Origin of the sequence: Vespertiliibacter pulmonis (genome assembly GCF_013377275.1) — a bacterium.
Taxonomy (GTDB): domain Bacteria; phylum Pseudomonadota; class Gammaproteobacteria; order Enterobacterales; family Pasteurellaceae; genus Vespertiliibacter; species Vespertiliibacter pulmonis.
In genome coordinates, this window is the sequence record NZ_CP016615.1 from 572,823 (window position 1) to 599,143 (window position 26,321).

A 26,321-nucleotide genomic window follows, 5' to 3' on the forward strand; every position below is an offset into this window, starting at 1 on the left:
TTTCATTTAAAAATTGGAGCGGGAAACGAGGCTCGAACTCGCGACCCCGACCTTGGCAAGGTCGTGCTCTACCAACTGAGCTATTCCCGCTAAAAACGCTACAAATTAGTAGCGTTTTGATGTGGCGTATTCTAACGAATTAAATTTAGCTGTCAAACAGAAATTTCAAAAAATTTTCTATTAGCCGAAAATTCACGCTTATTGTTGAAAATTTGCAAAATTTTTGTCTTAACTAACCGCTTGTTTAATGATCTTTTGATAATTGATCCAGTAGCTGAGTAACAAATTGTAACCGCTCTGCGGAATCTTCAAACCGTTGCATAAATTTAAATTTCAATGGACCATCAAATTTAAAGCTATTTTTATCCTTTTGAATAAGTTGCAAAAATTTAAGCGGATCAGGCGTTGCATTTGGTTTAAATTCAAGATAACCACCGTTTATACCCGCTTCTACTTTTTTTAACCCTAAATCTTTCGCAATATAACGTAACTTATTGATTTGGAATAAATTTCTAGCCGCATCAGGTAATTCCCCAAAGCGGTCAATCAATTCCACTTTTAACACATTCAACGCCTCATCATTTTCCGTACTCGCAATACGTTTATAAAAAGAAAGACGTATATTTACATCGGGAACATAGCTTTCTGGCAATAAGGCTGGAATTCTCAATTCAATTTCGACTTGCTGTTGGGTGATCTCTTCTAACGTTGGTTCTCGTCCTTCTTGCAATGCTTTAACCGCATTTTCAAGAAGATCCATATACAGTGAAAACCCGATACTTTCAATCTGACCACTCTGCTCACTGCCTAATAATTCGCCAGCACCTCGAATTTCTAAATCGTGGGTTGCCAGCACAAAACCTGCGCCTAAATTATCAATTGTACTCATTGCCTCTAGCCGCTGTTTAGCATCTTTCGTCAATGTTTTTGGATTTGGAATAAGCATATAAGCATAGGCTTGATGGTGTGAACGCCCAACACGCCCACGCAACTGATGTAGCTGTGCTAAACCAAATTTATCTGCACGTTCAATAATAATCGTATTAGCGGTTGGCACATCAATACCTGTTTCAATAATGGTCGTACACACTAATAAATTAAAACGTTGGTGATAAAAATCTGACATTACTCGTTCTAAGTCACGCTCTCGCATTTGTCCATGTCCGATCACAATGCGAGCCTCTGGCACGAGTTCCGCTAATTTTTCTGCACACATTTCAATTGTAGCGACATCATTATGTAGGTAATACACTTGTCCGCCACGCAAAATTTCACGCAAAATCGCTTCTCGAATAACAACATCATCGTTTTGTCGAACAAAAGTTTTGGTCGATAAACGGCGAGCAGGTGGACTCGCAATAATCGACAAATCTCGCATTCCATTTAATGCCATATTGAGGGTTCTTGGAATCGGCGTTGCTGTGAGAGTTAAAATATCGACATTCGCACGCAACTGCTTAATACGCTCTTTTTGACGCACACCAAAACGGTGTTCTTCATCAATCACTAATAACCCAAGATCGCTAAATTTCACATCATCTTGCAGTAATTTATGCGTTCCAACTAGAATATCAACTTTTCCCTCTTCCGCTCTTGTTAGAATATCTTTCTGCTCTTTTGCTGTTTTAAAACGGGAAAGGACCTCAACATAAACAGGTAAATTTGCAAATCGGTCTTTGAAATTTTCATAGTGTTGCTGGGCTAATAAAGTCGTTGGTGCTAAAATTGCCACCTGTTTTTGATTCATTATGGCTAAAAATGCTGCACGAATTGCCACTTCCGTTTTCCCAAATCCAACATCACCACAAACAAGCCGATCCATCGCTTTTGGTAAGCACATATCACTGATTACCGCATTGATCGCTATTTTCTGATCCTCGGTTTCTTCATAAGGGAATGTAGCACTAAACTGTTGAAATGCCTCTCTGTCATATTCAAATGCAAAGCCTTTCTGCGATTCTCGTTTTGCATACACATCAAGTAATTCTGCCGCTACATCACGAATTTTTTCTGCCGCTTTCTGACGAGTTTTTACCCACGCTTCCGATCCTAATTTGTGCAAAGGAGCATTTTCATCACTTCCGCCAATATAACGGCTAATTAGATGTAACGAAGAAATCGGTACATAAAGTTTAGCGTCGTTAGCATAATGTAAGACTAAATATTCAGCAACAATACCGCCCGTATCAAGAGTAACCAAGCCACCATAGCGTCCAACACCATTTTCTAAATGGACAACGGCTTGCCCAATTTTTAGCTCTGCTAGATTGCGGATCAATGTATCAGGGTTTACCGCTTTACGTTTATCACGGCTACGGCTCTGTTGAATTTTTTCACCAAGCAGATCCGTTTCGCAAATAATAGCTAAGATTTGACCGCTTGTCTCAGTAATAATAAAGCCCTGGTCAAGTTGCCCGATCATCAAAGAATAGCGTTGTTCTATTTGACTAATATGGCGAATTTGTGTTGGTTTTATTCCTAATGGAGCAAGGATCTCGAGGAGTGTTTCTCGTCTGCCTTCCGTTTCTACTGAAAATAAAATGTTGCCATTAAATGTTTGATGAAATTGTTGGAAGGCTTGAAAAGGTTCTTTCAACTGGGAATTGATCGCAATATCTGGCAAAGGTAGCACGTTTGCATTCTGTTTATTGGCTGACTTTCGTACTTTATCTGACGTTAAACTTAATCGTGGGTAATTTTTTAGCTCTCGGCTGATTTCATCAAATTTAAACCACAATCTATCGGGCGGTAACAGCGGACGCATTGGATCAACTCGACGGCTTTCAAAACGTTGTGCTGTATCTTTCTCAAATTGTTCCGCCTTAAATGCTAAATCCCCAAGAGTGATAAAAAGGGTTGATTTAGGTAAATAGTCGAAAAAACTTGCCATTTTTTCAAAAAATAGTGGTTGCCAGTACTCTATCCCTGCATTCAAAATGCCTTTGCTAACTTGCTGATAAATATGTTCTGGCTCACGGCGGATCTCACCAAATTGTTCCCGAAACTGCCCTCGGAAAAATTCAATGCCTTGATTATCTGTTGGGAATTCGTGAGCGGGCAACAAATTAATTTCGTCAATAGCCTCAATCGTTCGCTGACTATCTACATCAAAAGTGCGGATTGTATCAATTTCATCATCAAAAAAATCTAGCCGATACGGTAGTTCACTCCCCATTGGATAAAGATCAAGCAATGCTCCTCTCACAGCATACTCACCATACTCTAAAACTTGCTCAACCGCTCGATAACCTGCATTTTCTAGCTGTAAGCGTAATTTTTCGATCGAAAAGCGATCGCCTTTTTTAATCAGTAAAACATTATTTGCTAAATAGCTAGGCGGACAAAGTTTTTGCAGTAAGGTACTAATTGGCAATAGAAAAATCTGTTTTCTACTCTGTTGTAACTGAAAAAGTGCAGATAATCGTGCAGAAATAATATCCTGATGGGGGGAGAAGTTATCGTAGGGTAACGTCTCCCAATCAGGGAAAATCTGAATTGGCATATCACAAAATTGCGGTAGGCTCTTTTCAAGGCGTAATGCAGTACGAGTATCTGGCGTAACAACCACACTTAAACCGTTAAACTGTTCACTTGCTTGAGCAATCGCTAAAGTATCAGAATGCCCAACCAGTGAGCCAAGTGTTTGGTGATCTTGATATTTGCCGTCTGATTGTGGCAAGGTAAATTGAAGTGTAAAAGACATAACAAGCGGTTAAATTTAAATGAAATTTTGCATTGAGCTAGTTTACTCGCTCTAGGCTTCAGTTGCAAAAAATCACACTAAACTTACCGCTTGTTTTATGGTATATGAAATCTAGCTATATTTCTTCAGCTTCAAATGGGTAATCAGCAAAAGCTTGTGCAATCCCAATGATAACATTAACCGCTTGTTGCATCACATCAAGGGAAATAAATTCAAAACGCCCATGGAAATTTTCTCCGCCCGTAAATAAATTCGGACAAGGTAATCCCATAAATGAAAGACGTGATCCATCTGTTCCACCACGAATTGGCTCAAGAATCGGCTGAATACCTTGATTTTTCATTACTTTTTCAGCTATATCTACTAAATAACGATGAGATTGCAATACTTCATACATATTGCGATACTGTTCAACAATATCGACTTTTCCACACGCTTCACCATATTGTTGCTGCATTGCTTGCATTGTATTAGTTAGATAATCTCCAAAAGAAACCAATTCCTGACGATCAAAACTGCGTAAAATATAGTGTAATTCAGCCTGATCCACGCTACCTTCAATGGCGTGCAACATAATAAAACCTTCACGTTTTTCACTCATTGCAGGTGTAAGATGGGCTGGCAGACGCTGTTGAAACTCACAGGCTCGTTCTAACGCATTGATCATTTTTCCTTTTGCTGTACCAGGGTGAACACTCCGTCCATAAAAGGTAACCGTTGCATAATCAGCATTAAAATTTTCATACTGCAATTCACCGAGTGGACCACCGTCTAAAGTGTAAGCCACGTCTGCACCAAAAGCAGTTACATCAAAGTGATCTGCTCCACGCCCAATTTCTTCATCTACTGTAAAACCAATGCGAATTTTACCGTGTGGAATTTCAGGGTGAGCAAGTAAATACTCTACGGCAGATAAAATAATGGCTATTCCAGATTTATCATCTGCACCTAAAAGCGACGTACCATCGGTAGTAATTAAAGTATGATTTTTCAGCCCGAGAAGCGCTGGAAACTGCGTTGCGGATAGCCAATCACCACTACCTTGCAGGAGAATATCACTTCCATCATATTGTTCTATAATTTGCGGGTTTACATTACAACCGTTGAAATCAGGGGAAGTATCAACGTGGGCAAGTAACCCAAGAACAGGAATTTTCTTTGTTGTAGTTGCAGGTAAAGTAGCAAATAGATAACCATTTTGATCCAAGCTAATTTCTGTTAGCCCCATTGCTTGCATTTCATCACGCAATAAATGAAGTAAATCCCACTGCTGTGGTGAGCTCGGCACACTCTGGCTTTTTGGATCTGAGGTTGTATGAATTTTCGTATAGCGTAATAAACGCTCAAGTAATGGTTGGCTTGATGCTACTTTCATTATGGTCTCCTTTATCAAGTTTCCTAAAAGGTAGCATAACATCAAATAAAAATCTGTATTGTGTACGATCAAGCGGTCATTTTTAACCTATTTTTTGCAATTTTCTATATTTTACTCAAAAGATATAATCTGACCTTGCTTAACAGAAAAACGCAGATCATTACTCTGTTCTTGCCACTGCATTTGTTGTAGCTGATCTTGAGTAATCGCTGTAACAAATACTTGCGATCCACTTTGACGTAAGCGATGTGCAAGTAATTCACGTTTAGTTGGATCAAGCTCTGAAGCAAAATCATCAATTAAAAATAGGCATTGGCGTTGTTTTTGAGCAGTTAAATGCTCACCCTGCGCAAGGCGTAACGCACACATCAACAACTTTAATTGCCCACGAGAAAGCACATCTTCAACAGGTAGCCCATTGGCTCGAAAACGAAAATCAGCTTTTTGTGGTCCAATCATTGTGTAACCAATATTTTTATCTCGCTCAAAACCATTAGCTAAAATATCAGCGTAATCGCTCTCTTTGTCCCACCCTTGATGAAAGCTAACATTGATCTCAAGTTCAGGTAGGAAAAATTGGCACGTTTGTTCAATTTCAGTACGCAGAGCTTCTGCATAGTTTGCTCGCATTTGGCTGACAATTTCTGCTAAACGAACTAACTCAATATCCCACGCACGCAATTCTGCATAAGATCTCACCTGCAATAATGCAGAATTTCGCTGTTTAAGTAACCGCTTGAGATTCGCCCAATGGCTGTAAAACTCACTATGTTGGTGAAATAATCCCCAGTCTAAAAACGCTCTGCGGTAGCTCGGACCACCATTTAATAGTGTTAAGCCTTCTGGCGTAATTACTTGCATCGGCAAAAGATGGGCAAGATCAGAAATTTTTTTGCCATCTTCCCCGTTAATTTTTAAGGTCGTTTCCCCTTGACGGCTTTTTTGCAAACCAACCGACCATTCGTGTTTGGCTTCTTCTACTTTTCCAAATAATGTGAAATGATCTTGATCATAATGGATAATGCGGTTACTGATATGGCTTTTGAATGATCTGCCGTGTCCAAGATAAAAAATTGCTTCCAATAAACTGGTTTTGCCACTACCATTTTCGCCCACTAAAAAGTTAAAGCCGTGGCTCAAATTAAGATCCACGGCAGCTAAATTACGAAAATGGTTAATGACAACACGAGAAAGCGACATACAAGCGGTGAGTTTTTTGATTATAAACGCATTGGCATAATAACGTATTCAGCGGTGCTGTTATCTACATCTTCAATTAAACAGCTTGAACTTGCATCAACTAAATTTAAACGCACACGTTGACATTTCAATGTGTTAATCACATCTAATAAATAGCTAATATTAAAACCAATTTCCATATCGGTATTTTCATAAGAGACATCAATGATCTCTTCTGCTTCTTCCTGTTCTGGGTTATTAGCAGTCAATTTCAATAAATTATGGCTTAAGGCGAGACGAACACCACGGAAACGCTCATTCGATAAAATAGAAGCACGAACCAATGCCCGTTTTAATACTTCTGCATCGGCTTCTAGAATACGATCTGGATTACGTGGGAACACTCGGCGGTAATCAGGGAAACGCCCATCAATCAATTTAGAGGTAAACACAATCCCATTCATTGATATCCGCAAATTATTGGTACTTAATTCTAAACGAACAGGCTCGCTGTTATGCCCAATTAAACGCACTAATTCTAATACCGCTTTACGTGGCACAATCACAGAATGAGCAAGTAATTCTTGATCTAATGCCATTGTACATACGGCTAGACGGTGTCCATCAGTTGCAATAGTACGTAATAAATTACCTTCCGTTTCAAATTTCATTCCATTTAAAAAATAACGAGCATCTTGGTTTGCCATTGAGAATTGGGTCGATTCAATCAGCTTTGCAAGCGTTGCTTGATCGATTGTAAAATCAACTTCGGCTTTCCAATCCATTAAATTAGGGTAATCTGAAGCAGGTAATGTCGCTAAATTAAATTTGCTCCGATCAGCACGAATTAAAGCTCGATCATTATCAAACTGCACTGAAATTACACTATCATCGGGTAATGTACGACAAATATCGAGGAATTTTTTAGCCGGAATGGTTACTTTTCCTGTGGAAACGACCGCTTCTAACAGCTCTGCTTGAGTAGTCAGTTCTACTTCTAGATCTGTCCCTGTCATAAAAAGGCGGTTTTCTTTAATTTCTAATAAAATATTGTTGATAACAGGAATTGATGGTCTGCTACCTAATACACCACAAACTTGTTGCAGTGGTTTGAGTAATTGCTCGCGGGTAATAGTAAATTGCATAACTACTCCTTATAATCCTTAGGACGAGAGTTTATGAGTTAAATTAGTATAATCTTCTTGAATATTGCTATCTGTTTCGCATAGCTTAATAATGGTTTTGCAAGCGTGCATTACCGTTGTGTGATCTTTTCCGCCAAATTCACGCCCAATTTCTGGCAAGCTATGATTGGTTAGCTGTTTTGATAAGGTCATCGCTATTTGGCGAGGACGTGCAACAGAACGAGTACGGCTTTTCGACTTAAGATCTGCAATTTTAATATTGTAATATTCTGCAACTGTTTTTTGGATATTTTCGATCGTAATTAAATGATCATAAGATGCTATCAGATCTTTCAACGCTTCTCGTACCGCATCTACGGTAATTGGGCGATGGGTGAAATTACTCCACGCCACCGCACGATTTAACGCTCCTTCCAATTCACGCACATTGGTTCTTAATTTTTGTGCTAAGAAAAAAGCGACTTCTTCACTTAGCTTTACACCTCGTTCTTCTGCTTTTTTCATTAAAATAGCAACACGTGTCTCCAATTCAGGCGGTTCAATTTTTGCATTGACCCCCCAACTTAAGCGTGAACGAATACGATCTTCAAATTTTTCAATATTCTTCGGAAACACATCAGAAGTAACAATAATCTGTTTACTGCGTTCAAATAAGGAATTAAATGTGTGGAAAAACTCCTCTTGTGTTACCTCTTTCTTGGCAAAGAATTGAATATCATCAATCATTAACACATCAAGAGAGCGGTAAAATTTCTTGAATTTTTCAATCACACTATTTTGTGGCGTACTGTTTTGGATCGCCTTAACCATATCTTGCACAAAGCGTTCTGAATGAATATAAACAACCTTTGCATTAGGATTCTTTTTTAGAATTTCATTACCAATGGCATGTAACAAGTGCGTTTTACCCAAGCCTGTTCCACCATAAAGTGAAAACGGGTTACAATGACTCTCGCCTGGGTTTGCCGCCACTTGCATTGCCACTGCTTTTGCGAGCTGGTTAGAGTTTCCCTGCACAAAATTATCAAAAGTTAAGCTACTAATTAGCCCCGATTTAACATTATTTGTTTCAGATTGAACCGCTTGTTCCTGCACTTTTTGTGGACGAGGAGCAACCTCTTCAGCAGGGCGAGTACCAACTTGGATCACAACAGCCAAATTATCATCTTTTGCTAAAAAACGGGCTAGCTCAGTAATTTCACCAATAAATTTATCTTGTACCCAATCGGCTACAAATTTATTTTGAGCATACAGCACTAATTTCCCATTAGCAAAACTTGCCTGCAACGGACGCAGCCAAGTGCTGTAATCCGTAGGCGAAACTTTTGTATGTAAATGGTTTAAGCAATCAGACCAAAGGGAAGACACTATATACTCCAAAACAGGTAAAAAAGATTGGTTATAATACCTGAAAATCGCAAAGAGATCTTGCAAATTTTTTATGATGAAAAGTGGGATCTTTCAAACAGAAAGCGGTTAGATTTTGCAATTTTTTACACAATCTAACCGCTTATTGATTAAAAAATTAAAATTACACTAATTCACCACAAAAGCGATAGCCTTCTCCGTGAACGGTAACAATAATTTCTTGCCCATTTGCGTGATCTTCAAAATGTTTACGGATACGGCGGATCGTAACATCAACGGTACGATCGTGCGGTTTTAGCTCTCTGCCTGTCATTCTTTTTAATAGCTCTTCACGGGTTTGAATTTTACCCGGATTTTCACAAAAATGGAGCAATGCTCTAAATTCACTACGAGGTAACTTAATCACTTCGCCTTCAGGGTTAATTAAACTGCGACTGTTTACGTCAAGCACCCACCCATTAAAATGATAACTCTCAGCCGTTATCGTTTCTTTCGAGCTTTTATCGTTCTCGCCCATTGTTCGTTGTAACAAATTTCTCGCCCGAATGGTTAGCTCACTTGGATTAAATGGCTTCGTAATGTAATCATCTGCCCCAATTTCTAACCCAAGAATTTTATCAACTTCGTTATCTCGGCCTGTTAAAAACATTAGTGCAATATTTGTATTTTCACGCAATTCACGAGCTAACATTAAACCATTTTTACCCGGTAAATTTATATCCATAATCACTAAATGGATTTTATGCTTTTCAAGCACAGTATTCATTTCTACGCCATCGCTTGCTTCAAACACATCGTAGCCTTCTGCTTCGAAAATACTTTTGAGCGTACTGCGTGTTACCGTTTCATCTTCTACAATTAAAATTTGTGGGTTTTGCATTTTTCTTCCCTTAACAATAATAAAAACTTAATTCTGCAATTATCTCACTTGTTTCAAGTTCAGGGAGATATTTTACGTATCATTTACAACTTATAGAAAAAATTATTTTACATTTAATTTATTCTAATCAAATTTTGAATGGAAATTTACATAGTTGCTAATGAAATATACTCTACGGCTAGCCCTAAATAGTGACGAGCAAGTGATTCGGTGATATTTCGATGACTTAGTACCGATTTTTGCTCCGCCAACACTACTCGCCTAACGGGAATATGATCAAGCCCTCGTAATCTTTGATGATTTAATGCACTTTGTAACGCTAAAAAACTTGGGTTAAATGCCGCATTTTCTGCGTATTGCCCTGTAATAATTTGATCACCTACCTGCAATGCTACACCACTTTTTGCTTGGCTATAAGGAGCGTAAGAACGATATGCTGAATTGATTGCTTGTTGCACAAGCGGGTCGTTTACTTCTGAGTTTTGCAAATCAGTTGTAATTTGATTATCAAACAGAACTGCATTAACATTCAAATCTTTTGGCCCAAACGCATCGGGCAGATAACTATGTAACAAATTATTTTGACTATGGGGCAAATGAATATTGAGAGTTTCAGCTGTATTTAATTCATTCATAAATTGCCGACAATGCCCGCAAGGGGTATAATTGACGATCATATCCGTAATGCCTATCTCACCTGAAACTAAAGCATGGGAAATCGCACTCTGCTCGGCGTGTACTGATTGCTGGATCGCATCATTAGCAAACTCTTGATTTGCACCAAAATAGAATTTACCTGATTTCCCAATCGCAATAGCTCCGACATAAAAATTTGACACTGGAGCAAGTGCATAACAAGCCGCTAAGGGTAAACAAAGTAACGCTAATGCCACCGTAGAAAGCTGAAATTCTTCACACCACTGCTGAACCTGTTCTGCTGAAAACTGAGCGTGAAATTTTTGTTTTTCTAAAGCTGATCGTAATGCAGATAATACAGCAGGGTTAGAGGAAATATCCAAAGCCATTAGCCGTTGCTGAATTGTTGATTGATTTTCCATCGAAATTCTCCTTTCTCTTATCACGTTAGATTTATTATACTCTTAAAAAGACTTATACAATATTTCCTCGGGTAACAATAACTCCGACACTGCTGGCTTGGGCTACTGCTTTAGGTTTATGAAGCTCGATCTTTAATGCCTCGATACCGTAACTATTTTGCAGAAGATCAGCGACTTGATAAGCGACTGTTTCAACCAAACGAAATGGTGTTTTCTCGACAAAATCTAAAATTTTTTGCGAAACTTCAGCATAATTCAAACAAAATTCAACATTATCCTCAGACACTGCTCTAGTAAAATCCCAAAGCATTTCGATATTAAAAACTAACCGCTGTTTAATCGTATGCTCCCAATCATAAGCACCAATTGAAGCAAAAGCGGTAAGTTCATGAATAAAAACTTTATCACTCATTTTTTTCCTTCTTCTACTTTTTTGAAAAGTTCGGGTAGAATAACACAAAACTGATCGGCTCAAGAAGAGGAACAATGAATACCATTGCTTATTTAATCATTTTAGGTGCATATTTATTAGGTTCTATTTCCAGTGCAGTTATTTTCTGCCGTTTAGCTGGTCTGCCTGACCCAAGAGAAAATGGCTCACACAATCCAGGGGCAACCAATGTATTAAGAATTGGAGGGAAACTATCCGCACTCGGTGTACTACTATGCGATATTTTAAAAGGATTGTTGCCCGTTTCTCTGGGCTTTTATCTCAATTTTACACCTACTCAAATCGGTTTAATTGCGTTGACGGCTTGTCTTGGACACGTCTTTCCTATTTTCTTTAAATTCCGTGGTGGAAAAGGGGTTGCAACCGCTTTTGGGGCAATTTTACCTATGGGTTACCTTATTTCAGGGTTAGCATTTGGAACGTGGTTGCTGGTCTTTTTAATCTCTCGGTATTCATCACTCAGTGCCGTCATCACAGCACTCTGTATGCCATTATATGTCTGGCTATTTAAACCTGAACTGACTTTTCCTGTTGCTCTCGTTTGTTGTTTACTTGTTTATCGCCACCACGATAATATTCAACGATTATGGCGTGGCAAAGAAAATAAGATCTGGAGTAAATTAGATAAGTAAACGTAACTATTCAGCTAACAAAATTTATACAATAAAAATGGCTATCTGCTGTACTTATATGCAACAAATAGCCATTATTTGCAAAAAAATTGTCTAATCTTACCGCTTGTTATTCAACAATTTTTGTACCGTAAAAATATGAATAACCAAATGGGCTTTGTTTATAACCCTGCACTCGCTTGCTCGTTGGTGCAAAATTAATCGAATGTGCCACATTGATCCAAGGAGCTTGATCTTTTAATAAAACCTGTGCTTGCTCATAAAGTTTCGCACGTTCTGTTTTATCAGATAATTTAATCGCTTTATTTAACAAATCATCAAACTCTGCATTCTTAAAGCGAGCATAGTTGCTATTACCAATATTATCACTACCTAACAGCGGTGATAAGAAATTATCAGGATCACCATTATCGCCCGACCAACCATAAGTTCCCGCAGTAAGTTCACCCGCTTTGGTACGTTTAATATAATCACCCCACTCATAGCTGACTAATTTTGATTTTACTCCAACTTTTTCCCAATCTGCTTGAATAAGTTCTGCCATACGGCGTGGGCTTGGATTTGATGAACGAACGACAGGCTGTACCCAAATTTGAGTTTCAAATCCATTTTCAAAGCCCGCTTCTTTTAACAAGGCTTTGGCTTTTTCTGGATTATATTCATAATCTGTAATTTGATCGTTATAGCCCCAAATTGTTGGCGGTAATGGGTTTTTAGCAATAACACCTGCACCACGATAGACTGCATCTAAAATTGCTTTTTTATCCACCGCATAATTTAATGCCTGACGAACTTTTACGTTATCAAAAGGTGCTTTTTCGGTATTAAATGCGATATAAGCAATATTCAACCCTGGCTGTGAAAGCAAATTCACTTTCGGATCGGTTTTCATTTTTTCCAAATCTGCTGCATTTGGGAAATCGATCATATCGCAAGTACCTGCTTGTAGCTTCGCATAACGTGTTGTGGCATCAGGTACAATATCAAAAATTAGACGATCAATATCAGCTTTTCCATTCCAATAGGATTTATTCGCTAGGAAACGAATTTTTTGATCTAGCTGGTAGCCTGCAAATACGAAAGGCCCTGTGCCAATTGGCGTAGTATCAACCATCTCAGGTTTGCCAGCAGCTAACATTTTATCAGCATATTCTGCTGAATAAATTGAAATAAAATCCATACCCAAGCTTGAAAGGAAAGTCGCATCAGGGTTATTTAGCGTGATTTTTACCGTATAATCATCAACTTTTTCCACAGATTTCAATAATTTAGGAAACTTCATCGCATTAAAATAGGGATAAGTTGCCTTAGAAACATTGTGATATGGATGATTTGAATCTAACTGACGTTGGAACGAAAACAGTACATCATCAGCATTAAAATCACGGCTTGGCTCAAATGCTTTATTCGAATGGAATTTCACCCCTTGACGTAGCTTAAACGTATAAGTTAACCCATCATCACTAACTGTCCAGCTCTCTGCCAAAGCAGGCTCAATTTCAGTCGATCCTCGTTTAAATTCAACCAAACGATTATAAACCTGTTGTGAGCTTGCATTATACGAAATACCGTCCATAACTAGTGCTGGGCTAAACCCCGTTGGTGAACGGCTCACACAATTCACAAATGTTTTATCGGCGGCTTGTGCAAGCCCTGTAACCAATAATGTGGTTGCCATTAAAGACATTTTCGTACGTAATTTCATAGTGCCTCCTCAGGGGAAATGAAAAAATTCTTTGCAAGATAACGATATGTTCGCAAAAGATAAAGAAAAGAATCGGAAACAATCCGCTATTATAAATCAATACAAGCGGTTACTTTTTCAGATTTTATGCTATTGTCGTTCGCTTTGCAAAAAATAAGGAAAACTGACCGCTTGTACAGTATATTTAGTTATCTATCAAACTCTCTTAATAGATCTTCCACTTTTTGTACCATTTGGGTTGAACCAACAAAAAATGGAGTACGTTGATGAAGCTCGGTAGGCTGAATATCTAAAATCGGCATTTTACCGTTAGTTGCCATTCCCCCGGCTTGTTCCGCAATAAATGCCATTGGATTACCTTCATACAACAAACGTAACTTACCTTGTGGGTAAGCTGTAGTTGTTGGGTATAGATAAATTCCACCTTTAAGCAAATTACGATGAAAATCAGAAACTAAAGAGCCAATATAGCGTGAAGAGTAAGGGCGTTTGGTTGCTTTATCTTCCACTTGGCAATACTTAATAAAACGTTTAACCCCTTCAGGAAAAGTTACATAATGTCCTTCATTAATTGAGTAATACTGACCTTCAAACGGCATTCGCATATTAGGGTGAGAAAGTGCAAATACCCCCAAAGAAGGATCGTAAGTAAAACCATTTACCCCATTTCCTGTGGTATAAACTAACATCGTTGAAGAGCCATAAGTTACATAGCCCGCCGCTACTTGTTCACGCCCTGGTTGTAAAAAATCTTCAAGAGTAACGGGCGTACCAATCGGCGAAATCCGTTTATAAATTGAAAAAATTGTCCCCACCGATACATTTACATCAATATTTGATGAACCATCAAGAGGATCTGTCATTAAAATATACTTTGCATTTCGCCCCCGCTCGGTATCAAATGCAATGAAAGTATCATCTTCCTCTGAAGCAAAGCCTGCAACATCTCCACGAGCAATTAAGGCCTTTTTCATCGTTTCATTAGCAAATAAATCTAATTTCATCTGCACTTCACCTTGAATATTCTCATCACCCGATGCCCCTAGAATATCTTGTGTCAGTCCTGCTCGGTTTATATCTCGGTGAATAATTTTTGCTGATAGCTGAATAGACGATAAAATTCCGCTTAATTCGCCTTTTGCTCCTGGGTATTCTGCCTGTTTTTCGATGATAAATTCACCAAGTGTTTTCATTTTCTTTACCTTATCTGCTATATTTGCTTTATTATACAGTCCAACACTGATTGAACAGGAAAGCAAATTTTTATTTTGTGATTTAGTTCACACTTATTTACACTCAAGGAATTTTATGCAAAAACATATTCATATTCTCGGCATTTGTGGCACTTTTATGGGCGGTGTCGCCATTATTGCCCGTGAGCTTGGCTATAAAGTAACGGGCTCAGATACTAATATTTACCCACCGATGAGTACGTTTTTAGAAAATAGTGGAATTGAAATTATCCCCAACTATGACATTGACCAGCTTCAACCCACGCCTGATGTTGTGATTATTGGAAATGCCATTAGCCGTGGAAATCCTTGTGTAGAATATATTTTAGATAATCAACTCAATTTCACTTCAGGGCCACAGTGGTTACACGACCATTTACTAAAAAACCGTTGGGTATTAGCCGTTTCAGGTACGCACGGTAAAACTACAACCACTGGAATGTTAGCGTGGATTTTAGACCAAGCAGGGCTAAACCCAGGATTCTTAATTGGTGGAATTGCAGGCAATTTTGGTATTTCTGCTCGAGCAGGCTCAGCACCATTTTTTGTGATTGAAGCCGATGAATATGATTCCGCATTCTTTGATAAGCGTTCAAAATTTGTTCACTATAATCCAAAAACCTTAATTCTCAATAATATTGATTTTGATCATGCAGATATTTTTGATGATCTCACCGCTATACAACGCCAATTTCACCATTTAATCCGCACAATGCCACAAACAGGACGAATTTTATCGGCAAAAGAGGATGAAAACGTTCAAGATACACTCAAAATGGGCAGTTTTAGCGAACTACAATTTATTGGTAGCAATCAAGAATGGTTTGCCCAAGCAATAACCAATGATTGCACTCAATTTGAAGTCTATCACTTTGGCAAAAAAGTAGGTGAAGTTCATTGGCAAATTTTAGGTGAACATAATATGCATAATGGATTAATGGCAATTTCCGCTGCTCACCACGCAGGTGTTTCCATAGAAATTGCGTGTAAAGCCTTAGGCAGTTTTATCAATGCCAACCGCCGCTTAGAAATAAAAGGGACAGTTCAAGGAATTACTGTTTACGATGATTTTGCCCACCACCCAACCGCTATTCGTGCCACAATTGCTGCATTACGGGGGAAAATTGGCGATAACCAACGCATTTTAGCTGTGCTTGAACCTCGCTCAAATACGATGAAAATGGGCGTACATAAAGATGAAATTGCCCCAGCACTAGCAAATGCCGATCAAGTTTTTATCTTCCAACCAGACATTATTCCGTGGCAAGTCAGCGCTATTACCGACAGCCTTACTCAGCCCGCACAATGGTCGGCAAATATCGATGAATTAGTGGAATTGATAGCCCAAACAGCACAGCCTAACGATCATATTTTAGTAATGAGTAACGGAGCTTTTGGTGGCATTCATCAGAAATTAATCAGTAAACTGGCTGAATAATACCGTTTTTCATATCAATATATATAAAAAATAAATAGCCCCATCGTTAAACGGTGGGGCTATTATATAGATTTTAATTTCAGTTTAATCTACTACGCTTTCGGTGCACCGATAGGTAAAACTGTGCGTCCAAAACTTTCATTAATAACTTCCGCAGCAGCTAAATAGAATGCACATAACGCTGTTAATAATCCAAAATTCCCGCCAATATGCGTAATTGATACATTACCCATAAAATCACCTGCGGCAAGTAAATAGAACGTAATGATTAAAAATAAGAAAACGGCTTGTAATGCACGAGGCTTAGTTAAAGAACCGATAAACATCATTAGCGTAAATGTTCCCCAAGCGGTCAGATACCAGCCAACAAATTCTGACGCAACGCCACTGGCAAAGAAAATCTTAAATAACGCAAAAGACCACCAAAATGCACCATAGCTAATAAATGCAGTAAATCCAAAGGTATTTCCTTTTGAAAACTCAAACATACCTGCAATCATCTGAGCTGTTCCGCCAAAAGCAAGCCCTATTGCCAACACTAAACCTACATTATCGCCTGAAAAACTACCATTATTGATTAAACTAAGTAGCCACGTTGTTAATGCAAATCCACACAGACCTAATGGTGCTGGATTCGCCGTTTGATTTTGATTAATAGACATTTAAGCCCCCTTATTTGCTGCTTGTTCTAAGTAAATTCCAATATTTTTCATAGATCTCGACGGCATCGCCAACATCACTTTGTAAAACGCTTTTTTCAATTTCCTCAAGCGGAGGGAAAATCAATGGGTCATTCACAAGACTCGGATCTAATAAAGGTTTAACTTTTTCGTTCGGCATTGAGAAGCCCATCAATTCAATCACCGCTTTAGCGCTTTCAGGACGCAACAAGAAATCAATAAATTTATGTGCTGCTTCCTTATTTTTGGCTTGTTTCGGAATAGCGTAATTATCCATCCATACAACAGCACCTTCTTTCGGAAAGATAAATTTAATGTCTGGATTTTCACTTTTTGCTCGATGGGCAGAACCTGTCCATATCATTCCTACATCAACTTCACCCTGTAAATAAGGCATTTCAGGAGAATCAGAATTAAACACCAAAACATTCGGCACCAACTTCTCTAAACGCTCGTAGGCTGCTTTAATTTCCTCAGGATTAGTGGTATTCGGCGATTTACCGTCTAACAATAATGCAATATGGAAAACTTCCCGAGCATCATTCATCAGCAATAATTTGCCTTTGAATTCAGGTTTCCAGAAATCGCCCCAGCTCGTTAAACTTGCTGGATCAATACTAGAACTATTTACCCCAATGCCCGTTAAACCATAGACATAGGGCAATGAATATTTATTTTCTGGGTCAAATGGTTTCCCCATTAAAGAAGGGCTTACATTCCCAATATTACTCAGCTTACTTTTATCAATTTCTGCGAGCATTCCTTCTTTCGCCATTTTACCGACATAGTAACTTGATGGAAAAACGATATCATAGCCACCACCATTACCCAATTTGAGCTTAGAGTACATCTCTTCATTACTTTCAAAGGTAGAATAGATGACTTCAATCCCTGTTTCTTTGGTAAATTGTTCCAATAACGATGATGGGACATATTCCGTCCAGTTATATACATATAATTTTTCGGCAGCTTGTGCAGTAAACGCATAAAAAGCGACTGTAGCGACCATCAATTTGGCAAAAAATGTTCGACCTAATTTGATCAATTTATTCTTCCTCACGATTAGGAAATGTTAAGAATTTGTAAAAAACAGAAATATTACTGCTTTTACACCCTTTTTGACTATAAAATCAAGTAAAAGTATAACGATATTTCATTTAATTGAAAATGCAAGCGGTAAGATATGCTCAAAATTTTACGTTTTACAGGCTTTTTTCAATACCAAGTTGCTCCCAAATATCATCAATACGCTTAACAACTTCAGCATTTTTAACAATCGGCGTTCCCCATTCACGCTGAGTTTCTCCCGCCCATTTATTAGTCGCATCAATTCCCATTTTTGAACCAAGTCCTGCCACTGGGGAAGCAAAATCTAGGTAATCAATCGGTGTATGCTCAATCAACGTGGTATCCCGTGCAGGATCACAACGAGTCGTGATCGCCCAAATTACATCTTTCCAATCTCTTGCATTCACATCATCATCACATACGATCACAAATTTTGTGTACATAAATTGACGTAAAAACGACCAAACTCCCATCATCACTCGTTTTGCGTGCCCTGCGTACTGCTTTTTAATGGTAACTACCGCCAACCGATAAGAACAGCCTTCTGGAGGTAAATAAAAATCAACAATTTCTGGAAATTGCTTTTGTAAAATAGGAATAAATACTTCATTCAACGCCTCGCCTAAAACAGCTGGTTCATCAGGCGGTCGCCCCGTATAAGTAGAATGGTAAATCGCATCTTTTCGCATCGTGATATGCGTTACAGTGAAAACAGGAAAATATTCCTGCTCATTGTAATAACCAGTATGATCGCCATAAGGGCCTTCCAATGCCGTTTCATTTGGATCAATATACCCCTCTAATACTATTTCCGCACTGGCTGGAACATCTAAATTATTCGTAAGCGATTTAGTTACTTCCGTTTTATTACCACGCAGTAAGCCTGCAAAGGCATATTCCGATAAGCTATCAGGAATGGGGGTAACCGCTGCCAAAATTGTGGCAGGATCAGCCCCTAATGCTACCGAAACAGGAAACGGCTCATTTGGGTGAGCTTCTTTCCATTCGTGAAAATCTAACGCACCGCCACGGTGGGAAAGCCAACGCATAATCAATTTATTTTTTCCGATAAGCTGTTGGCGATAAATGCCTAAATTTTGTCGCTTTTTATAAGGGCCTTGTGTGATTGTAAGCCCCCACGTTATCAATGGGGCAACATCATCTGGCCAACAGTGCATAATCGGTAATTGGTACAAATCAACTTCATCGCCCGTTAAAACAACTTGCTGGCATTCCGCTTTGCTCACAACTTTACTCGGCATATTCAGAATTTGCTTCCACTGCGGAAGCTGTCCAAACAATTCTTTAAATCCCTTTGGAGGCTCTGGTTCTTTTAAAAATGCTAATAATTTACCTAATTCCCGCAACGCCGACACATCAGGTTGCCCCATTCCCATTGCGACTCGTTCAGGTGTACCAAATAAATTGCATAACACAGGCATTGAATATCCTTTTGGGTTTTCAAACAGCAATGCAGGACCTCCCATTCGTAAGGTACGATCTGCAATTTCCGTCATTTCCAAATAAGGATCAATTTCCTGATAAATCCGTTTTAATTCGCCTTTTTGTTCTAATAATTCAAGAAAATCTCGTAAATTTTTATATTTCATTCTATCCACCCTAAATTTATCATCAGTATAACAAATCTCATACCAACAAGCGGTGAGATCCGTATAAAATTTTACCGCACAGAAATAACCATAAAAAAATTATAGAAATATTACTAAATTCTGCTACTATTTATTCATATTCATTGAATAGGAGAACCCATAATGTTTAAAAAAACGGCTCTAAGCCTTGCTTTACTAGGAGCAACTGCAGTTGCTAATGCCGATGTAATCACAACAGTAAAACCATTAGGCTTTATTGCTAATGCAATTACTGATGGCGTAACGAATACTCAAGTATTACTACCAATGAGTGCTTCGCCCCACGACTATAATTTAAAACCGTCTGATATTGAAAAATTAAAATCTGCTCAACTAATTGTTTGGGTTGGCGATGAAATGGAAACCTTCCTAGAAAAAGCGGTTGAAAAATTCCCAGAGGAAAAAGTGCTGGAATTAGAAGATGTCGCAGCCATTAAAGCTATCGTTGATGCGACTAAAAAAGAAGGGAAACACGAACACCACGATCACGATGATGACCACGATGACGATGCTCACGATCATCATCACGAACACGGGCACGATCATCACGGACATAGCCATGATAAAGACTGGCACGTTTGGCTTTCACCCGTTGCCAGTGAACATATTGCTGAACAAATTGCGCAACGTTTAAGCCAACAAATGCCAGAACAAAAAGCAAAAATTGAAGCAAATCTTGCTAATTTCAAAACTACTCTTAACAAAAAAAATAGCGAAATCACCGCTCAACTGTCGAAAGCGAAAGGCAAAGGTTACTACACATTCCACGATGCTTACGGACACTTTGAACGTGCCTATGGATTAAATTCACTTGGTTCATTTACTATTAACCCAACCATTGCACCAGGGGCAAAAACCCTAAACAAAATCAAGCATAGTATCAAAGAACACCAAGCTCAATGCTTATTTGCTGAACCACAATTTACTCCAAAAGTTATTGAAAGCCTAAGCAAAGGCACAGCAGTTAAAGTCGGCAGACTTGATCCGCTCGGTGAAAAAGTAGCAATGGGTAAAGATGCCTATCCACAATTTTTACAATCCATTGCAGACCAATTTAGTGAATGTTTAATTAAATAATAGAATACATAATTGAACGTAAAATAAAACGTAGCCAATTTTAAATAAACAACAAATTGGCTACGTTTTTTATTTCCAAGCTATTCTACTCCTTCACTACCATTTTCTGATAATACATCAGCAACGGCTTGAGCTGCCTGATAATCTGCATTACTTTGAATTTGCTGATGAAGTTCAATAAAACGTTGTTTTAAGACATTTTTTTGTTTTAAGTCATCAGGAGCAGTAGATAAATATCTCGCCAAATGATTAGCTAAATTCTCAGGATTACACTCATCTTGAATTAACTCAGGTACAAGCGGTGCGTTCGCCAGTAAATTTGGTAATGAAATATAATCAGTTTTTACTAATTTTTTCGCCAGCCAATACGTTGTCGGCTTCATTTTATATCCAACCACCATCGGGGATTTACATAACATTGCTTCCAATGCGGCTGTGCCAGAAGCAAGTAAAGTTGCATCTGCAACAATCATCGCAGAACGAGCATTACCCTTTAAAATATGCACGTCAAGCTCTGGGGCAACTTGAGCTTTAATCGCTTCAAATTGAGCAATCCGTTTTTCATTTACTAGCGGAAACAGAAATTGAATATCGGGAAATTGGGCTTTTAGCTGTTGAGCTGTTTTTAAAAAGGGTTCGCTCAAAAAACTTACTTCACTCCCCCGACTACCAACTAAAATGGCAACATAACGTTGTGCTTCATCAAGCCCCAGTAACTGACAAGCCTCTTGACGGCTTGGTTTTAACGCAATGGTATCTGCCATTGTATGCCCAATAAAACGGCAAGGCACATTAAATTTATCGTAGAAAGCTTTTTCAAAAGGCAAAAACGCCAATACCATATCCACTGCTCGGGCAATTTTATGTACTCTACTTTGCCGCCATGCCCACACTGACGGGCTAACATAATGAATTGTTTTTATTCCTTTAGATTTTAATTTTTCTTCTACATAAAGATTAAAATCAGGTGCATCGATCCCAATAAAAATATCAGGTTTACGCATTAACATCGTGTTAATTACTTGCTGACGGCGTTTCAATAATCGGGGGAGATGCTTCACGACTTCTGCCAGTCCCATTACCGATAGCTCTTCCATATCAAATAGCGTTTCACAGCCAGCTTGGAGCATTTTCTCGCCTGCAACACCGATAAAACGAGCATTTGGATAACGTACTTTCAGCGCATTGATCAGCCCTGCCCCCAAAATATCACCAGATACTTCACCTGCAACAATCGCAATTAAGGGAGATGAATTTGTCATTTTCTTTCAATCTTTTTAGTTAAAATTGCCTCATTATAAAGGGCAGAAGTCATTCGTCCAACCACAAGATCTACACCATTTGGCGTAATAAATGGAGTATAATCCCTTCAGGTTTCCCCTCTCTTCTTGTTTTATATTATTATTCGGAGTAAATAAAATGAAAAAACAGATTTTTATCCTATCTGCTATTGCACTTGCAACCGCATCAGCACAGGCTTACCCACTACTAAAAAGCGAACAAACGGGTACTACAGTTGATTTTACAGGGTCTGCTCGTATTGTTTGGAAAAGTACATCTCATAAAAACCAAGCCATCAATGGAGAAAGCAAAAAAGAACATATTAACCACGCTGTGGCAAATAATGGCTCACGTTTTGGCTTTAAAATTAAACAAGATCTGGGTTTAGGTGCTTACGCTTTAGGCAATGTGGAATGGCGTTTTCGTGGCACATCATCATCACAACACGATTTTGATGATATTTACACCTGCCAACTGTTTGCTGGAATTGGGCATGCACAATATGGTGAACTTACCTACGGTAATATGACAACCATTACCGATGAAGTAAAACAGACTGATTTAGGTAATACCCTAAGTTTAAGTGATGGATTACTGGTAGGCTCTGCTCGTAAAGTTGCACAATATACTTACAAAGGAATTGAGGGATTAAAACTCGGTGGTTTCTTTGGCGGTAAAAGTAAACGTAATATGGCAGGGCTAAACTTACATAATCAACGTAAAGATGTCTGGGGCTTGGCGGCCATCTATAACGGTACTATTTCTTCGGGCGAAAACCCGCAATCTATCAAAATTGGCACAGGGGTAACCCGTGAGCGTGCATTCAATTCAGGTACAAATAATAAGTTTGATCGCACTGCTTATTCATTGGGGACGGCCTATACAATTGATCGCACTACGCTTGGTATTGATTTAGAACGTGCTATAACCCACGATCAAGGTCAAATAGGTAACAAACGTACTCAATCAGAAGTGCGTAGTGTTCTTAAACATAAACTAACTGATAACTGGGCGGCTTATACCATGTATGCCTATAAAACAGATAAATTGATCGCTGTTAGCGATGCCGATAATAATGTGAAAAAGCATCAATTTATGGTGGGAACAGAATATTCTCTTGCACCTAATGCGTTGATTCCTGCTTACTTTAAGCAAGTAAAAACTTTTGCTGAAGTTGCAACAAGCCGTGCAAAACATTATTCAAATAGAGAAAAAGTTGCAAAAATTCGTGACAATGCAGTAGCAGTTGGTCTGCGTATTTTCTGGTAATAGATAAAATTGCACGCTACAAGCGGTAAGATTAAAAAATAATTTGCAATGCAAAATTTCGTACTAATCTCACCGCTTGTTTTGCCCATAAAAAACGGTAGTCAAGCTACCGTTTTTAGTTATTTTGTACTATTTGTGTTAATTAAATTCGCCCAAAGCGTCCACTATTAAAATCACTAACCGCTTGTCGGATTTCTGCCATCGAATTCATAACAAATGGCCCATATCCAACTACGGGTTCATCAATAGGCACGCCAGAAAGTAACAAAATTTTCACTTCTGCATCACCTGCCGTTACTCGCACTTCACCACTTTCACGTTCAAAATTAACAAGTTGTCCTGCACCTGCACGATCTTTTCCGTTAAACGTTGCTTCACCACGCAATACAACCATTGATAGATTATGACTATCAGGAATAGTAAACACCGCTTCTTTGCCCGCATTGATCGCTACGTCCCATACATTTAGCTCTGTAAAAGTATCTGCTGCACCGTGAATATTATCTATTTCACCCGCAATCAAACGGACACTTCCTGCCTCATTAGGTAATTGAATAATAGGAATATTCTCTTTCGCTAAATGTTGATAACGAGCAGGAACATTCTTATCTTTCGCTGGTAAATTAACCCAAAGTTGTACCATTTCAAACATTCCGCCTGTTTTGCTGAATTCCTCTGAATGAAACTCTTCGTGCATTACTCCTGCACCAGCCGTCATCCACTGCACATCACCTGCCTTAATAACGCCACCACCACCTGTTGAATCACGGTGAGCAACCTCACCTTGATACGCAATGGTTACTGTTTCAAAACCTTTGTGAGGATGCTCTCCAACACCGTGAGCATCGTGGCTACGGTTCGGCTCAAAATAATAAGGAGCTGCATAATCCAACATTAAAAAAGGGCTTGTACCTCTATCTTCCGCCATATGAGAAAAAAGTGGCTGAACTAAAAAACCATCACCAACCCAGTGCTGACTATTTGCTTTATAAACTTGTTTTACATTACGCATTTTAAAATCCTTCATTTTTATTTAATAAGGCATTGCATTTATCACAATGTCCCTTCTGCTTTCTTACATTTATATAACGCTATAATTTAATGAATTACCATTCCTGCTGCTTGCATTTCACGCAATTTAGCCGGAGTAACATCATTACCTTCCGTATCAACAACGGTTACGGTTGAAAGAATATTGGTAACCTGTCCACGGATTTGGCTAAGATAGGCTTGACGCAATACCGCACGTTCTGCAATTTCATCGCCACTCAAACCTACATTTTTTGCTTTACGGGCTAATTCATTAATTCTGTCTAACTCTACGATACGCATTATTTGCTCCTTAGCTTAAATTAAAAATAACTGCTTTTTTAGTAGCATTTCGTTTTGTTATGTGTATTATATGATGTACAAACATAAAAACAAGTACGCACAATTTTGATACCATAAAGTAATTTTCACACAAAGGAATTTAAATGAGAGAAAACAACAAAAATCTTGACTTACAATCACCTTGTTGCCCTGTTAGCACAACGTTAGATATTATTGGTGGGAAATGGAAAGTATTGATTATTCATCACATCGCCAAAGAAACACGCCGTTTTAATGAATTACAACGGCTTCTTGGTAACGTTACCCAAAGAATGCTGACCTTACAGCTACGGGAATTAGAAAATGACGGCATTGTTCATCGAGAAGTCTATCCACAAGTCCCCCCAAAAGTAGAATATTCTCTCACAGAATTTGGCTCAACCCTTATTCCAGTCATAGAAGCGATGTACCAGTGGGGGCAAACCTACGCAGCGGAATGTGTAAAACATAAGAAATAAGATTTTATTTAGGTAAAAAAATGCCCCGATATAATCTCAGGGCATTTTTTTACTTAATCTAACCGCTTGTAAAGTGAAATTACTGTTTAGTGAGTTGAACTAAAATTCTGCGAACAGGCTCTGCCGCTCCCCACAATAATTGATCGCCCACCGTAAAAGCAGAAAGATATTCCCCTCCCATTGCTAATTTGCGTAAACGCCCGACAGGAATACTTAATGTGCCAGTTACTTTTGCAGGGGTAAGTTCACTCAGTGTTGCTTCTTTATCATTCGGAATCACTTTCACCCATTGATTATGGCTTGCGATAATTTGTTCAATTTCATCTAACGGTAAATCTTTTTTCAATTTAATAGTGAAGGCTTGGCTGTGGCAACGCAATGCGCCGATACGTACGCATAAGCCGTCCACAGCGATTGGATTATCACTCAATCCCAAAATTTTATTCGTTTCTGCATAGCCTTTCCACTCTTCTTTGGTCTGTCCTGTTTCTGGCAACAGTTTGTCAATCCACGGGATTATGCTACCCGCAAGCGGTGCACCAAAATTGGCTGTTGGGAAGGTTTCATCTCGCATTGTTGCAGTAACTTTTCGCTCAATATCTAAAATTGATGAGGCGGGATCAGCGAGTTTGGCTTTAACTGAATTTTCAAGCTCACCCATTTGCATAAGTAATTCACGCATATTTTTTGCCCCTGCTCCCGATGCAGCTTGATATGTTGCTACTGAAACCCATTCAATTAAATCACGTTCAAATAATCCGCCAATCGCCATTAACATTAAACTTACCGTGCAGTTCCCTCCCACAAAAGTTTTTATGCCATTTTTTAGTCCTTCATCGATCACATTTTGGTTTACAGGGTCAAGCACAATAATTGCATCATCTTTCATACGCAATGCAGATGCCGCATCAATCCAATAACCATTCCAACCCGTTGCTTTTAATTTTGGATAAATATCGTTGGTGTAATCGCCACCTTGACAAGTAACGATAATATCTAGTTTTTGCAACTCATTAAGGTTGAATGCGTCTTTTAACTCACCCGATTCCTTACCTGCAAAAATTGGTGCTTTTTGACCCGCTTGCGATGTCGTAAAAAAAATAGGATTGATATGTGCAAAATCGTTTTCTTGCTCCATTCTATCCATTAACACTGATCCGACCATTCCTCGCCAACCAATAAAACCTACATTTTGCATTTCCTTCCTCCATTTAATTTGATGCTGTGTTTAAAAATAAAAATCCTGAAAGATGATAAATACCTAAATTTTTTATGAAAATCAATAGAAAACAAAAGGACTCA

The 26,321-nt window shown here is 38.6% G+C and carries 22 protein-coding genes and 1 tRNA gene; 5 read left to right on the forward strand and 18 right to left on the reverse strand.

Features of this window, described 5'->3' with window-relative positions; translation table 11 throughout:
• Window positions 1-14: 14 nt before the first annotated feature.
• The 9 genes from A6B43_RS02855 to folB all read right to left on the reverse strand — a co-directional run bounded on the left by A6B43_RS02855 (window position 15) and on the right by folB (window position 11,120).
• Window positions 15-90, reverse strand: a tRNA-Gly gene (locus A6B43_RS02855).
• Window positions 91-244: 154 nt separating this feature from the next.
• On the reverse strand, window positions 245-3,703 hold the full coding sequence (gene mfd / locus A6B43_RS02860; protein ID WP_124211488.1) for a transcription-repair coupling factor: 3,459 nt from the start codon (window positions 3,701-3,703) through the stop codon (window positions 245-247).
• A gap of 115 nt (window positions 3,704-3,818) precedes the next feature.
• A complete protein-coding gene (gene pepT / locus A6B43_RS02865; RefSeq protein WP_124211489.1) occupies window positions 3,819-5,078 on the reverse strand; it encodes a peptidase T in 1,260 nt (419 codons plus the stop codon).
• A gap of 111 nt (window positions 5,079-5,189) precedes the next feature.
• A complete protein-coding gene (gene recF / locus A6B43_RS02870) occupies window positions 5,190-6,278 on the reverse strand; it encodes a DNA replication/repair protein RecF (RefSeq protein ID WP_124211490.1) in 1,089 nt (362 codons plus the stop codon).
• Between the two features lie 20 nt (window positions 6,279-6,298).
• Window positions 6,299-7,402 (reverse strand): DNA polymerase III subunit beta, encoded by a 1,104-nt coding sequence (dnaN, locus tag A6B43_RS02875; RefSeq protein ID WP_124211491.1) that lies wholly within the window; start codon window positions 7,400-7,402, stop codon window positions 6,299-6,301.
• Window positions 7,403-7,420: 18 nt separating this feature from the next.
• The gene (dnaA, locus tag A6B43_RS02880; RefSeq protein WP_176672522.1) at window positions 7,421-8,782 is read right to left on the reverse strand and encodes a chromosomal replication initiator protein DnaA; all 1,362 of its coding nucleotides are present in this window, start codon (window positions 8,780-8,782) and stop codon (window positions 7,421-7,423) included.
• Between the two features lie 151 nt (window positions 8,783-8,933).
• Window positions 8,934-9,650, reverse strand: a complete 717-nt coding sequence (gene arcA / locus A6B43_RS02885) for a two-component system response regulator ArcA (protein ID WP_124211493.1) — start codon at window positions 9,648-9,650, stop codon at window positions 8,934-8,936.
• A 146-nt stretch (window positions 9,651-9,796) separates the two neighbouring features.
• Window positions 9,797-10,708 (reverse strand): cytidine deaminase, encoded by a 912-nt coding sequence (gene cdd, locus A6B43_RS02890; protein ID WP_124211494.1) that lies wholly within the window; start codon window positions 10,706-10,708, stop codon window positions 9,797-9,799.
• Window positions 10,709-10,760: 52 nt separating this feature from the next.
• Complete coding sequence (gene folB, locus A6B43_RS02895) at window positions 10,761-11,120, reverse strand: dihydroneopterin aldolase (RefSeq protein WP_124211495.1); 360 nt, start codon at window positions 11,118-11,120, stop codon at window positions 10,761-10,763.
• A 74-nt stretch (window positions 11,121-11,194) separates the two neighbouring features.
• Here folB and plsY point away from each other — a divergent pair, with 74 nt between their 5' ends.
• Window positions 11,195-11,791, forward strand: a complete 597-nt coding sequence (gene plsY / locus A6B43_RS02900; protein ID WP_124211496.1) for a glycerol-3-phosphate 1-O-acyltransferase PlsY — start codon at window positions 11,195-11,197, stop codon at window positions 11,789-11,791.
• 109 nt (window positions 11,792-11,900) lie between these two features.
• Here plsY and A6B43_RS02905 read toward each other — a convergent pair whose 3' ends face one another.
• Together A6B43_RS02905 and fbp are read right to left on the reverse strand one after the other, a co-directional pair.
• Window positions 11,901-13,496, reverse strand: a complete 1,596-nt coding sequence (locus A6B43_RS02905; protein WP_124211497.1) for an ABC transporter substrate-binding protein — start codon at window positions 13,494-13,496, stop codon at window positions 11,901-11,903.
• Between the two features lie 188 nt (window positions 13,497-13,684).
• Complete coding sequence (gene fbp / locus A6B43_RS02910; protein WP_124211498.1) at window positions 13,685-14,689, reverse strand: class 1 fructose-bisphosphatase; 1,005 nt, start codon at window positions 14,687-14,689, stop codon at window positions 13,685-13,687.
• A gap of 115 nt (window positions 14,690-14,804) precedes the next feature.
• On the opposite strand from fbp, the gene mpl reads away from it, so the two are divergent.
• On the forward strand, window positions 14,805-16,166 hold the full coding sequence (gene mpl, locus A6B43_RS02915; protein ID WP_124211499.1) for a UDP-N-acetylmuramate:L-alanyl-gamma-D-glutamyl-meso-diaminopimelate ligase: 1,362 nt from the start codon (window positions 14,805-14,807) through the stop codon (window positions 16,164-16,166).
• Between the two features lie 92 nt (window positions 16,167-16,258).
• Here mpl and A6B43_RS02920 read toward each other — a convergent pair whose 3' ends face one another.
• The 3 genes from A6B43_RS02920 to ubiD form a co-directional block, all read right to left on the reverse strand.
• Entirely contained in the window at window positions 16,259-16,828 is a 570-nt protein-coding gene (locus tag A6B43_RS02920) for an acetate uptake transporter (RefSeq protein ID WP_124211500.1), read from the reverse strand.
• A 10-nt stretch (window positions 16,829-16,838) separates the two neighbouring features.
• On the reverse strand, window positions 16,839-17,855 hold the full coding sequence (locus A6B43_RS02925; protein ID WP_124211616.1) for an extracellular solute-binding protein: 1,017 nt from the start codon (window positions 17,853-17,855) through the stop codon (window positions 16,839-16,841).
• A gap of 193 nt (window positions 17,856-18,048) precedes the next feature.
• A complete protein-coding gene (gene ubiD / locus A6B43_RS02930) occupies window positions 18,049-19,524 on the reverse strand; it encodes a 4-hydroxy-3-polyprenylbenzoate decarboxylase (RefSeq protein WP_124211501.1) in 1,476 nt (491 codons plus the stop codon).
• 162 nt (window positions 19,525-19,686) lie between these two features.
• On the opposite strand from ubiD, the gene znuA reads away from it, so the two are divergent.
• On the forward strand, window positions 19,687-20,640 hold the full coding sequence (gene znuA, locus A6B43_RS02935; RefSeq protein ID WP_124211502.1) for a zinc ABC transporter substrate-binding protein ZnuA: 954 nt from the start codon (window positions 19,687-19,689) through the stop codon (window positions 20,638-20,640).
• An 80-nt stretch (window positions 20,641-20,720) separates the two neighbouring features.
• Here the strand turns inward: znuA and lpxB are convergent, their stop codons facing one another.
• Window positions 20,721-21,902: a lipid-A-disaccharide synthase gene (lpxB, locus tag A6B43_RS02940; protein WP_124211503.1), complete on the reverse strand. Its 1,182-nt coding sequence runs from the start codon at window positions 21,900-21,902 to the stop codon at window positions 20,721-20,723.
• A gap of 157 nt (window positions 21,903-22,059) precedes the next feature.
• Here lpxB and A6B43_RS02945 point away from each other — a divergent pair, with 157 nt between their 5' ends.
• Window positions 22,060-23,190 carry a porin gene (locus tag A6B43_RS02945; protein WP_124211504.1) on the forward strand — a complete coding sequence of 377 codons (1,131 nt, stop codon included), beginning with the start codon at window positions 22,060-22,062 and terminating at the stop codon, window positions 23,188-23,190.
• 142 nt (window positions 23,191-23,332) lie between these two features.
• Here the strand turns inward: A6B43_RS02945 and A6B43_RS02950 are convergent, their stop codons facing one another.
• Together A6B43_RS02950 and A6B43_RS02955 are read right to left on the reverse strand one after the other, a co-directional pair.
• Window positions 23,333-24,202 (reverse strand): pirin family protein, encoded by an 870-nt coding sequence (locus tag A6B43_RS02950; protein ID WP_176672523.1) that lies wholly within the window; start codon window positions 24,200-24,202, stop codon window positions 23,333-23,335.
• Window positions 24,203-24,288: 86 nt separating this feature from the next.
• On the reverse strand, window positions 24,289-24,522 hold the full coding sequence (locus tag A6B43_RS02955; RefSeq protein WP_124211505.1) for a DUF896 domain-containing protein: 234 nt from the start codon (window positions 24,520-24,522) through the stop codon (window positions 24,289-24,291).
• Window positions 24,523-24,665: 143 nt separating this feature from the next.
• On the opposite strand from A6B43_RS02955, the gene A6B43_RS02960 reads away from it, so the two are divergent.
• Window positions 24,666-25,019 carry a winged helix-turn-helix transcriptional regulator gene (locus tag A6B43_RS02960; RefSeq protein ID WP_124211506.1) on the forward strand — a complete coding sequence of 118 codons (354 nt, stop codon included), beginning with the start codon at window positions 24,666-24,668 and terminating at the stop codon, window positions 25,017-25,019.
• A gap of 79 nt (window positions 25,020-25,098) precedes the next feature.
• Here A6B43_RS02960 and asd read toward each other — a convergent pair whose 3' ends face one another.
• Window positions 25,099-26,217 (reverse strand): aspartate-semialdehyde dehydrogenase, encoded by a 1,119-nt coding sequence (asd, locus tag A6B43_RS02965; RefSeq protein ID WP_124211507.1) that lies wholly within the window; start codon window positions 26,215-26,217, stop codon window positions 25,099-25,101.
• Window positions 26,218-26,321: the final 104 nt, after the last annotated feature.

Excerpts from the sequence above, each read along its gene's own strand:
- mfd (WP_124211488.1), bottom strand. The coding sequence starts at position 3,703 with ATGTCTTTTACACTTCAATTTACCTTGCCACAATCAGACGGCAAATAT.
- pepT (WP_124211489.1), bottom strand. The coding sequence starts at position 5,078 with ATGAAAGTAGCATCAAGCCAACCATTACTTGAGCGTTTATTACGCTAT.
- recF (WP_124211490.1), bottom strand. The coding sequence starts at position 6,278 with ATGTCGCTTTCTCGTGTTGTCATTAACCATTTTCGTAATTTAGCTGCC.
- dnaN (WP_124211491.1), bottom strand. The coding sequence starts at position 7,402 with ATGCAATTTACTATTACCCGCGAGCAATTACTCAAACCACTGCAACAA.
- arcA (WP_124211493.1), bottom strand. The coding sequence starts at position 9,650 with ATGCAAAACCCACAAATTTTAATTGTAGAAGATGAAACGGTAACACGC.
- cdd (WP_124211494.1), bottom strand. The coding sequence starts at position 10,708 with ATGGAAAATCAATCAACAATTCAGCAACGGCTAATGGCTTTGGATATT.
- folB (WP_124211495.1), bottom strand. The coding sequence starts at position 11,120 with ATGAGTGATAAAGTTTTTATTCATGAACTTACCGCTTTTGCTTCAATT.
- plsY (WP_124211496.1), top strand. The coding sequence starts at position 11,195 with ATGAATACCATTGCTTATTTAATCATTTTAGGTGCATATTTATTAGGT.
- A6B43_RS02905 (WP_124211497.1), bottom strand. The coding sequence starts at position 13,496 with ATGAAATTACGTACGAAAATGTCTTTAATGGCAACCACATTATTGGTT.
- fbp (WP_124211498.1), bottom strand. The coding sequence starts at position 14,689 with ATGAAAACACTTGGTGAATTTATCATCGAAAAACAGGCAGAATACCCA.
- mpl (WP_124211499.1), top strand. The coding sequence starts at position 14,805 with ATGCAAAAACATATTCATATTCTCGGCATTTGTGGCACTTTTATGGGC.
- A6B43_RS02920 (WP_124211500.1), bottom strand. The coding sequence starts at position 16,828 with ATGTCTATTAATCAAAATCAAACGGCGAATCCAGCACCATTAGGTCTG.
- A6B43_RS02925 (WP_124211616.1), bottom strand. The coding sequence starts at position 17,855 with ATGGTCGCTACAGTCGCTTTTTATGCGTTTACTGCACAAGCTGCCGAA.
- ubiD (WP_124211501.1), bottom strand. The coding sequence starts at position 19,524 with ATGAAATATAAAAATTTACGAGATTTTCTTGAATTATTAGAACAAAAA.
- znuA (WP_124211502.1), top strand. The coding sequence starts at position 19,687 with ATGTTTAAAAAAACGGCTCTAAGCCTTGCTTTACTAGGAGCAACTGCA.
- lpxB (WP_124211503.1), bottom strand. The coding sequence starts at position 21,902 with ATGACAAATTCATCTCCCTTAATTGCGATTGTTGCAGGTGAAGTATCT.
- A6B43_RS02945 (WP_124211504.1), top strand. The coding sequence starts at position 22,060 with ATGAAAAAACAGATTTTTATCCTATCTGCTATTGCACTTGCAACCGCA.
- A6B43_RS02950 (WP_176672523.1), bottom strand. The coding sequence starts at position 24,202 with ATGCGTAATGTAAAACAAGTTTATAAAGCAAATAGTCAGCACTGGGTT.
- A6B43_RS02955 (WP_124211505.1), bottom strand. The coding sequence starts at position 24,522 with ATGCGTATCGTAGAGTTAGACAGAATTAATGAATTAGCCCGTAAAGCA.
- A6B43_RS02960 (WP_124211506.1), top strand. The coding sequence starts at position 24,666 with ATGAGAGAAAACAACAAAAATCTTGACTTACAATCACCTTGTTGCCCT.
- asd (WP_124211507.1), bottom strand. The coding sequence starts at position 26,217 with ATGCAAAATGTAGGTTTTATTGGTTGGCGAGGAATGGTCGGATCAGTG.